At 32.7% G+C, this 8,936-nt stretch carries 12 protein-coding genes; all 12 read right to left on the minus strand.

All coding sequences use genetic code 11. The features are described from left to right. Nucleotides 1-86: 86 nt before the first annotated feature. The 12 genes from lhaT to NR125_RS28885 all read right to left on the minus strand — a co-directional run bounded on the left by lhaT (nucleotide 87) and on the right by NR125_RS28885 (nucleotide 8,076). Complete coding sequence (lhaT, locus tag NR125_RS28830) at nucleotides 87-665, minus strand: lipoprotein heptaprenylglyceryl N-acetyltransferase LhaT (RefSeq protein ID WP_071158578.1); 579 nt, start codon at nucleotides 663-665, stop codon at nucleotides 87-89. Between the two features lie 100 nt (nucleotides 666-765). Continuing rightward, nucleotides 766-1,932, minus strand: coding sequence for a D-alanyl-D-alanine carboxypeptidase family protein (locus NR125_RS28835; protein ID WP_256816783.1), 1,167 nt, complete (start codon nucleotides 1,930-1,932; stop codon nucleotides 766-768). Between the two features lie 336 nt (nucleotides 1,933-2,268). Next, nucleotides 2,269-2,979, minus strand: a complete 711-nt coding sequence (locus tag NR125_RS28840) for a YwmB family TATA-box binding protein (protein WP_071158577.1) — start codon at nucleotides 2,977-2,979, stop codon at nucleotides 2,269-2,271. Between the two features lie 379 nt (nucleotides 2,980-3,358). Then, nucleotides 3,359-3,580 carry a phosphotransferase gene (locus NR125_RS28845; protein WP_235192326.1) on the minus strand — a complete coding sequence of 74 codons (222 nt, stop codon included), beginning with the start codon at nucleotides 3,578-3,580 and terminating at the stop codon, nucleotides 3,359-3,361. 36 nt (nucleotides 3,581-3,616) lie between these two features. Continuing rightward, the gene (locus NR125_RS28850) at nucleotides 3,617-3,748 is read right to left on the minus strand and encodes a hypothetical protein (protein ID WP_256816788.1); all 132 of its coding nucleotides are present in this window, start codon (nucleotides 3,746-3,748) and stop codon (nucleotides 3,617-3,619) included. Further along, nucleotides 3,732-3,884 (minus strand): nucleoside/nucleotide kinase family protein, encoded by a 153-nt coding sequence (locus NR125_RS28855; RefSeq protein ID WP_244671326.1) that lies wholly within the window; start codon nucleotides 3,882-3,884, stop codon nucleotides 3,732-3,734. The genes NR125_RS28850 and NR125_RS28855 overlap by 17 nt, the downstream gene beginning before the upstream one ends. 645 nt (nucleotides 3,885-4,529) lie before the next feature. Beyond that, the gene (locus NR125_RS28860) at nucleotides 4,530-5,045 is read right to left on the minus strand and encodes an RsfA family transcriptional regulator (RefSeq protein WP_071158575.1); all 516 of its coding nucleotides are present in this window, start codon (nucleotides 5,043-5,045) and stop codon (nucleotides 4,530-4,532) included. A 186-nt stretch (nucleotides 5,046-5,231) separates the two neighbouring features. After that, nucleotides 5,232-5,471, minus strand: a complete 240-nt coding sequence (locus tag NR125_RS28865) for a hypothetical protein (RefSeq protein ID WP_071158572.1) — start codon at nucleotides 5,469-5,471, stop codon at nucleotides 5,232-5,234. Nucleotides 5,472-5,508: 37 nt separating this feature from the next. Continuing rightward, nucleotides 5,509-6,390 carry a helix-turn-helix domain-containing protein gene (locus tag NR125_RS28870; RefSeq protein ID WP_071158570.1) on the minus strand — a complete coding sequence of 294 codons (882 nt, stop codon included), beginning with the start codon at nucleotides 6,388-6,390 and terminating at the stop codon, nucleotides 5,509-5,511. A gap of 205 nt (nucleotides 6,391-6,595) precedes the next feature. Beyond that, nucleotides 6,596-7,552 (minus strand): DUF2325 domain-containing protein, encoded by a 957-nt coding sequence (locus NR125_RS28875; RefSeq protein WP_256816791.1) that lies wholly within the window; start codon nucleotides 7,550-7,552, stop codon nucleotides 6,596-6,598. A gap of 146 nt (nucleotides 7,553-7,698) precedes the next feature. Continuing rightward, nucleotides 7,699-7,872: a hypothetical protein gene (locus NR125_RS28880; RefSeq protein WP_175502208.1), complete on the minus strand. Its 174-nt coding sequence runs from the start codon at nucleotides 7,870-7,872 to the stop codon at nucleotides 7,699-7,701. 12 nt (nucleotides 7,873-7,884) lie between these two features. Then, complete coding sequence (locus tag NR125_RS28885) at nucleotides 7,885-8,076, minus strand: aspartyl-phosphate phosphatase Spo0E family protein (RefSeq protein ID WP_071158566.1); 192 nt, start codon at nucleotides 8,074-8,076, stop codon at nucleotides 7,885-7,887. Between the last annotated feature and the right edge of the window lie 860 nt (nucleotides 8,077-8,936).

The following is an 8,936-nucleotide window of genomic DNA, read 5'->3' on the forward strand; positions in this document are numbered from 1 at the left end:
CATTGTATTACTTCTATTTTAAAATAAAAAAGACTGCAGACAAGCACGATTTTCATCGAGTTTGTCGACAGTCTGCAGGGAGCTGTTCAGCTCCCTTTTCTCTTGATGACAAGGAAATAAGTTATTAGTAATGTGGCTATGCTTAACCAAAAAGAAAAATATCCTATTTGCGGTGTGTAATTACTTAAGGGACCATACCACGGCATCATGAAAAACACATAGTCGATGACATCGTTATGTAATATCCAAATAGCTGCAATTACCAAATGCCATAATCTTATACGATAATACGAAGCATAAAGTAATCCCTGAATTGCCATTAAAGCATGAGACGCAATTAGCATATAACCTGTCCAATGGAGAGAACCAGTTGCATAGTAGGTAAAAATATTCATAAACACGGCCCAAATTCCGTATTTAAATAGGGTTACTACAGCTAAAGCTTCCATTAATGGCCAGTTCTTCTTAATCAGAAAAGCTCCTAAAACGAAGATGAAAAATAAACTTGCTGTAGGGCTATCAGGAACGAATATCAGGAATTCTGCAGGTGTTTGCGACAACTGATTTCCATACCAAATATAGCCATAGACAGTTCCCAAAAAATTTGTTAGAAATAAAAGCAATAAAAACCACCGCTTTTCCAGCAGTTTATAAAAACTCTTCATTTTCTTTCCCCCTACAATTTTTAATGATTTGAATTTGGTATTATCCACAATCCCCAGAAGTTATATTTATCCTGGGGTAAAGAGAAGATAGTCATCTAATTTATGAATTTTTTGTTGAATCTTTTTTGAGGGGCTTTCTTTTAATTACTATTAAAGCAGCGATTGCAGAAAGCAGTGCTATTACTGACAAATAAACTTCGGTACCCCCTTTTTTAACATTTTGATCTTTTGATTCCTTAAATGTTTCCTTTGTTTCATTAGTTGTTTGAAAAAATTCTTCACCCTGGAGATCAGAAAGGAATTTTTCGCTTGGCTTCAAAATTTCCACACTTCCATCTCCCGTTATCAAATTTGGTGCATCTCCTTGGATATTTTGAGTAAAATAAATGCTTTTTTTTGCAGTATAAATACTATCTTTAACTTTAAATGAGATACCTTTAGGTATAGTTGACGTTTTATAGTGGCTAAATCCAAAATCGAGTAACTTCCTTGTGTCTTCATATGCAATGTCTTGAGATGCAGCATTTAATGTAACAACAATCAAGCTCAAATCTTTTCTTTTAGCAGCTGTCACCAATGTATGTCCGGATTGATCAACAAATCCAGTTTTCCCGCCTATAACACCTTCATATGGTGATTCCCTCATAAGTTTATGGTGGGTGTAAAGGGTCGTATCCCAAGATGCTCCTTGCCACTTTAGCTCTTTTGTACTGAAAATTTCCTTGAATTCCTTATTTTCCATCGCGTAACGGGTTAACAAAGCTAAATCTTCAGCGGTTGTAACGTGTTCAGCGTCAAATAGACCATGTGGGTTCTTAAAGACTGTGTTCTTTAAACCTAATTTAGCTAAATATTCATTTAAGTTGTTAGAAAATGCCTCAATAGAGCCATCCAAATGTTCTGCTATTGCGACCCCTGCGTCATTGCCAGAATTAATAAGCAAACCTTGTACTAGCTTTCTAAGTGTGACAGTTTCACCTTCTTCTAAATAAACCCTCGTACCTTCTGTTTCCCTAGGATTTTTACCAATAGTTACATTATCATTTAAATTTCCCTTTTCAATAGCATAAATGGCCGTAGCTATCTTTGTCAGGCTTGCCGGGTACATCCTATCACCAGCTTTCTTTTCAAATAAAACTTCCGCCGTTTTAATATCTATTAAAATAGCGGAAACGCTGGACACTTTAGGGCTATCTGCACCATAGGTTTTTTGGGGAAACAAATTTATTAAGGTTGTAATTAATATAAAGAATAGTATCTTTTTCATTTTGTTCTCCTTTAAAGTTGATAATTAATAAATTACTTTTAATGATTTGTTTCCAATAAATAAAGTTTTTGTTGGATGTTAATCTATTTGGGTAATGGTATAAGAATTTTCTCCCAGAATTGTGCAGAACAGTTAATCCTTTTTCTATATCAAAACTGATTATAGAAAATAACTTTGAAGAAAATATGGAGGAAGAAATTTATTTACTTTTATAATAAAAAACCCTCTATTCACATATGAACAGAGGGTTAACAGTTTATAGAACCGAACTCCTACACTTAAACTTGTAGAATAAACTAAAAATAAGCTATCTTTATTATGATCCCTTTTCCCCTTTTAATACTCAATTGTAATAATAGGGCTTCCAATTATAATGCTTATCAATTTATCTTCTTGATTATTTCTCAAACCTAATTGTAAATTCATTTTTTCATTATTTCTTGTTGGTAAGAAATTTTCCCAGGAATTTTTATAAGCTGAGACGGAAACAAAGTTTTCCTCTACAAGTTGTTCAACTGGTTGTGCTGAAAGTTTCTCTAAAATGTTATTGGCCTTATCACTTAATTTCTGATGCTGATCAGGTTTTAATTTAGACTTTACAGTGAAGTAAAGATTATGTTTGTTTTCTAGTATGTTAGTAAGTCTTTCGTACTCATCTTGTGACCATATTTCACTAGTAAAACTATATGTTTGTAAAAGTTTATACCTGTTGCCTTCTTTTAGTGCTGTAAGAACAATTTGTTCTCTGGTGATGTTTCCGTTTAACTTTCCGGTTATAATGATATGGTGATCTCTGATTCTATTTTCCTCCCATTGAAAGTTGGGATATTTACTTTTCAGATTGGCTTCGTGCTCTCTAAAAGTACTTAAAGAATCGGAATAATTCACATCATACTTGTAATATAGAGACCATTCACTTATTTTTGCGTTCATATCATCTAAACTATTTACAATGGATAAAAGGTTATCCTCTTTACTCTGTCCTACTTGACTGTAGAAAAACATTAATGATAACGCTATTGATATACTAAAAATTACTTTTTTCATGTCTACCCCTCCCTTTTGTTAGTATGGACAAATTATCTAATATTATTCGTGAAGTTCTAGATTTGTAGAAATGATAATAAGAAAAAGCACCCCCCCTTGGGAGTGCTTCTTCCTACTGTTTTCATATAGGGGTAGTTATTTGTCCTAGACCTTTATAATAAATAATTTATATGCAGAAAGTATGGAAAAATATAATAAAGTTGTGTATATTTTTTTGTTTAAATATTTATTAATAATATTAATTATAAAACTATTTGTATGCTCATTTATTTACAACATTTATAATATGATGTTACCACAATTCCTTATTTTTATTGTTAGTAGAAAAGCGAAGTGTATTTAACTATCGCACCAGTTTATGGAATAACTTAGAAGATTTTTAGTTTAATTCAATACCTAACTTAGCCATAATATAATCAACTGTTTCATGCGGTTGTTCGATACTATTATCAACCCATAAACCAATACGCAGGTGCGGTGTAGTTTTTATAAACTCTTTCCGCAAACTATCAACATTAAAGCCGATATAACCAAACTTGCCTCTATTATGCTTTCTTTCTCGGATAACATCAGCATTAGGAGTTAAAACAATTGGCTCCACTTTCTCATGACCCATTAATTTAAGAATATACGGAAGTTATTGACCATAGTAATTATCTTGTACAATAACAGTAAATCCTGCTTTGCTGTAACATTTTGCAACTTCTGCTGTTAATTGATAGCGCAAATCTGCCTGAGTTTCAGCTTCTTTACTAGGTTTTTCGCTCATTTCTTCTCGTTCCAGAAACAATCATTTTACGAAAGACATCCCCACGTAAGTGTACTGACCTCTTGAATTTTTTTGCCATCAATTCTGCAACAGTAAATTTACCACTTGCCATCGGTCCAGTAATTAAATAGATCACTGAAATCCCTCCTTTATTTCTTTACTCGAATCACCCATTAGTTTGGTATGTTAGCGGTTTGGAAAATCAAATAATAGATGTGGATTTACTCTGAATGATTTGCTTCAGCATATCCAAAATGGCCCTACTTAACTTTATATTAGTGTTGTTTGGAGTGCTTCGGCCAACATGAAGTCGAAACAATCAAAGGATTGTATAAAGGTTCCTGATGGTTTATCAAGTTCTAGAAATAGTTCTTGTTTTAAATCAAAAAGTACCAGGCTATATCAGAGTCCCCCAAAAATACATATTACTTATGCGATTCATTTTCATGTCAATTTTCAAATTTACTGTTTATAAAAAGTTTATATAAGACTTTGGTAACTGTATGTTACCTATCTTCTCCTGCATCAGCTTCTAAAAATACTTAATTTCTAGCTCTGTAACTGGATTTCTAAATGAGCTTCTATACTTTTCTTCAATTTTTTTATTTCGATTAATAATTCCTTCCATTGGGCCATACTGCTCATCCCCTCTTTATTGAAAAGGTTTAGGTGGGTTGATATCATCTTCAAACATCGGCTTTAGCACACTAAAAAAAGGAAATAATGTAAGGTCAAACAAAAAAAGAAACCCAGACTAAAGGTTTCTTTACCACACATTTTATCATTTAAATTTTAGTATTTGATGCGCTGATTCCAAAATTTCTTTTAATGCATTATATTCCTTTTCTAGTTTATTCTTTTTTTCTAAAATCTTAGCATTTTTATCTTTTAGGACATTTATTTGATCCCTTAATTCTTCGATGGAATGAAGATCTTGTTCTGAGTTGTCTTTAGTATTTTTTGATTCGTACAAAGCCCATAGCTGATCCATTAGACTGTCGAATTCTACTAATGTCTTTCCATTTTGATTAGACCTACTATGATTATTTTGATGGCTTACGTCAGAGGAAGAATCCATCTTTCTTAGCTTTTTAGCATGGTCTATTTCAGTTCTATATAATTTTCTAACATTTGCATTCCAGCGAAAGCCACAAGCTGCGGATGTACGTTCTAATTGTTTGCCCACTTCTTCAAAGGCTTGGAGCTGAGTGCCGCCTTCTCTTATATGTTTCAATACTATTTCCGCCAACAGAGTATCTTCTTCTTTTGTCCAGGAGTCCTGCCTGGTTTTAAGCATTAGGGCTCACTTCCTTTTTAATTATAGATATGCTTTCAAGTTATAATTAAGAAGAAAATTTATGTCTTTTAATGGGGAAAATAGTTTTTTACTTCTGTACCTGACCCCATCTGTTCTAATTTAAATTGGTGCTTGGTATATCAAAAAAACCACCCATTAAGGATGGTTTGGTGAAAGTACAATTTTTTAATGCAGTGTAGGTATTCCCATCACAGTGAAACCATTACCGATACTATGTTGAGTTGGGATTCCAGTTAATTCAATTTCTTTGCCAATGCTATGTTGAGTGGGAATGCCCGCATAGTCTAATTTTTCGCTAATTTGGTGTTGTGTTGGAATTCCGGATTGATCATTAAGATTTATAGCAAACAAACCTGCACCAGCAATACTTAGGGATAACGCAGCGCCAATAATTAATTTCTTCATAGTAAAATCCTCCTATATTTTCCTCTTTAATAAAATTTTAACAGTTGGCCAGCATTTTTTCCAACTCTTTTTCGATTATCTGACCCATCTTAGTCTGTTTCGTTAAATAACAGAGATGAATAGATTCTTCCACATAGGTCTTTCCTTTATCTCGCTCTCCCAATTTTAGATAGTTTTCCCCGCTCTGATAATGAAACTCTGCAAATAAATATAAAAGTTCTTCCTCTATACAAAGATTGATTCCTCTTAAACTATAATTTAAGGATTCTTCATACTGTTCATTATCTGTCAGGGCTTGTGATAGGCCAAATAGGATGCGTAATTTGACTTTTGGTTCCAGTAGAGTCGGGAGACTTTCAAGATCTCTAAGCGCTATTATGAAGGTAGAAATTGCTTTTCGATAATCCTTGGTTTCATATATAATCATTGCGATACTCGTTAATATCTCAATTTCACTTTCGTTCAAACTTTTACGCTGTGGATTAGTCAAATCAATGGCTTCATAAAGAGTTTCTACAGCTTTCTCTGGTTCGTCATGTAAATAGTAATAACATATTCCTTCATTCCATAATAAAAATTGTTTCAGTTTATTTGATGAAAATATATGAGAATTCTTTTCCTTTTGTGTAATCTGAAAGACTTTTTCATATTCCCTTTCTCTTTTATATTTGTTTATAAGGTCTATTATTAGTTTCACATAATTATCATTACTCTTAGTGATCATTTTCATAATATCTGCTAAATTGGTACCTAGTTTTTCGGCTATTAAATATAGTTGGTCTAGAGTAGGATATTTTTTTTCTCGTTCAAATAAACTATATTCATTATCTGTACATATCCCTTCTGAAATCTCCCTAATAGTAAATTTTTTGTTCTTTCTTAGAGTTTGCAGCACTTCTCCAAAGCTATACTCTTCCATCGTTTTGTCCCCTTATGCCATTAGGCCTATTTATGTAATATTATAAATATTTATCCAGCATTAAACAATTCAAACTTGTACCTAAAAATGTAAAAGACCGCTAAAGATTTTTTTAAGCGGTCGGTAAATATATTATTATAATGCGCTATAGGACTTATTTGTTAAGATATTAAAAAGAAATATGACTTAGTAGATAATAGAAGAGTTAAGCTATGTGAGTAGTTTCTTGTATAGATTCATTAATGGCAGTTATTAAAGATTCCACACCTCTGCTTTTAACAGGTGTAAAAGGTATACCATGATTCTTGCAATACTTCACTGTTTCTATACTTCCTCGATGGCTTACATGACTAATGATAATAACAGCTAAGTCTGACTTCTTTACCATTGCCTCAAGTCTTGATAGTTCTTCGTTACCAGAAGCCCAGATCATGGTCCCTCCCCTAGCATCAATTTCTTTTTCAAAGACAGATTTTCTTGCTTCTAATCCTACAACTAATATAGTTTTACTATCGAAGTCTAGGTTACATTTATTTATAATTTCTGTAGTGCCCTGCTGCTTTGCCTTTTTATAATGGCCAGATTTCAGCGGAGGAACCCAGCTATCGTAATTTTCTGTGTTATGTCGCCATAAAATTCTATTAGCCTCAGGTTTATCTATGGGAAATGCAATATCTACGATATCATTTTCTTTTATATTTAATGAATGGATATCATCTTCATTGAGGATAACTGTGTAAGCTACTTCACCTAGCCGAATATCTTCACCACTATCTAAGTTCTTTTTTACAACTAGTCTCCCGCTTTCCATCTCTACAGGACAATAATTATATTGAATTCGATCTGAAGGTTCTATCCCTAACCCTTTTTCAGCTATGCTGTATTCAAACCTTTTTTTCTGGTGATAACCCGGTTCGACTTCTACAGCATATAAATAATCCCCATGTTGTATTTCTAAATTCCTTACTACTCCTTCAGGAACGTACCCATCGATTTCTTGGATATAGCCCCCTCTGAGTTTACGCTCAAATCGATATTTTTGTGGTGACGTTTCTATGTTTTTAGTTTGCTCTATAACCTCAGGAAGTACGTCAAGATCCTTGGATGTATCACTAACTAATGATATTTGATGTTTCGATTGGAAATTTTGGATATCTACCATATTTTAACATATCTGCAGTTGCTTAGTTAATAATCGCTTATAAATATGGAAATTTTCCATGTTCATTTGTTCAAGGGATTCTATCATTGTCTTTCTAAAAAAATTAAAGTGTTCACTATTATTCATATATCTTCCTCCAAATTAGATTATAAATCCATTGCCTCACCTAATAAATTTATATCCTGTATTAAGAACTTTTTCGTTTCTGTGCATTGACATTTGATATAATCATCGACTAAACGGATAAATTCATAGGCCAAAAAAGTAAATTCTTCCTCAGTAATCATTTTAGTGGTGTTTTCATTTAATATAATCGTCATAAAGCCTACCTTTTATACACTATTTTTAGATATATTTATAGAACCTCTATCTAGAAACCTATTAGAATTAAATTGATTAATTAAGTGGTCAAGCTCTTCGCTAATCTTAACCACCTTTAAACTGTCTAAACCTAAATTATTTGCAGCCAGGTACATTTCCGCGCGCTTGTCTTCAATTCTTCTTTGGATATCTCGGTCATTCATTTAGTTTAACTACACCTGCTTTCCTTTAGGCATATAAAAGGTTTTTCTACCACTCGCTTTTTTTATTAGAAATAGCAACCAAGCAAGTCCTATGAAGGACATGTTTATAAGACAATAAGATACAGCTAGTTGGTCCCACATGCCGTAGGAATAAAGGGTGAATAACGTAAGAGTTAAAATAAACATTGAAATAATAATGGGAATAGCAATATTTTTCATACCAATGAAGTAAGAATTTAATCCTTACTATTGAGCACTTCCTTTCACAAAAAAGAGAACCCAAAAAGCCTAATCGCTTCTCGGGTTCTTCCCTCTACACAATATTGGTAATAAGAAAATACTATCATTTAATAAAAGGGAAATAAAGGTATTATATTTGGTTTTTTACAAAAGGAATTGATATTAGATATTCTTTACTTAATCCGGATTACTTTACCATTAAATTTTTCTTTCCAATATCCTGTTTCCATACTAACAATGGCTACTCCCGTTGTGCTTTGAGCTCCAATATGTCGCTATTTGTGTCTTTTTTTCACTAAAAACATTTTAGCACTAAGTAAATAATAAGGTTAAGAATGCCCTTACGAGCTTTCCTAATTTTTTTACACTTTTATGTTCCTCAAGGATGACTCAGTAATAAGTGCGATTCTATTCAATGACATTTCCCCATGTAGTCATAGAAAAAAGGAAAGTTCATTCAATCCTTAAGACACATTTTCAGATATCTGAATTTTTATTTCACTCCTGCGAAAGGTATACATTTTGTCCGTATAAAAGGAACGGAAGGTTTCGTATCGAACACCGGTGTAGACGTCAAGTTGAATTTTACACTTTTTGCTCGTTTTATTTTTACACTTCTG

The organism is Cytobacillus sp. Bac17, from assembly GCF_024519925.1.
Lineage (GTDB): Bacteria > Bacillota > Bacilli > Bacillales > Cytobacillaceae > Cytobacillus > Cytobacillus pseudoceanisediminis.

Coding starts and splice junctions, on each gene's coding strand:
- NR125_RS28850 (WP_256816788.1), bottom strand. CDS start 3,748: ATGAGCGAAAAACCTAGTAAAGAAGCTGAAACTCAGGCAGATTTGCGC.
- NR125_RS28885 (WP_071158566.1), bottom strand. CDS start 8,076: ATGAATGACCGAGATATCCAAAGAAGAATTGAAGACAAGCGCGCGGAA.
- NR125_RS28840 (WP_071158577.1), bottom strand. CDS start 2,979: ATGAAAAAAGTAATTTTTAGTATATCAATAGCGTTATCATTAATGTTT.
- NR125_RS28875 (WP_256816791.1), bottom strand. CDS start 7,552: ATGGTAGATATCCAAAATTTCCAATCGAAACATCAAATATCATTAGTT.
- lhaT (WP_071158578.1), bottom strand. CDS start 665: ATGAAGAGTTTTTATAAACTGCTGGAAAAGCGGTGGTTTTTATTGCTT.
- NR125_RS28880 (WP_175502208.1), bottom strand. CDS start 7,872: ATGACGATTATATTAAATGAAAACACCACTAAAATGATTACTGAGGAA.
- NR125_RS28835 (WP_256816783.1), bottom strand. CDS start 1,932: ATGAAAAAGATACTATTCTTTATATTAATTACAACCTTAATAAATTTG.
- NR125_RS28865 (WP_071158572.1), bottom strand. CDS start 5,471: ATGAAGAAATTAATTATTGGCGCTGCGTTATCCCTAAGTATTGCTGGT.
- NR125_RS28860 (WP_071158575.1), bottom strand. CDS start 5,045: ATGCTTAAAACCAGGCAGGACTCCTGGACAAAAGAAGAAGATACTCTG.
- NR125_RS28870 (WP_071158570.1), bottom strand. CDS start 6,390: ATGGAAGAGTATAGCTTTGGAGAAGTGCTGCAAACTCTAAGAAAGAAC.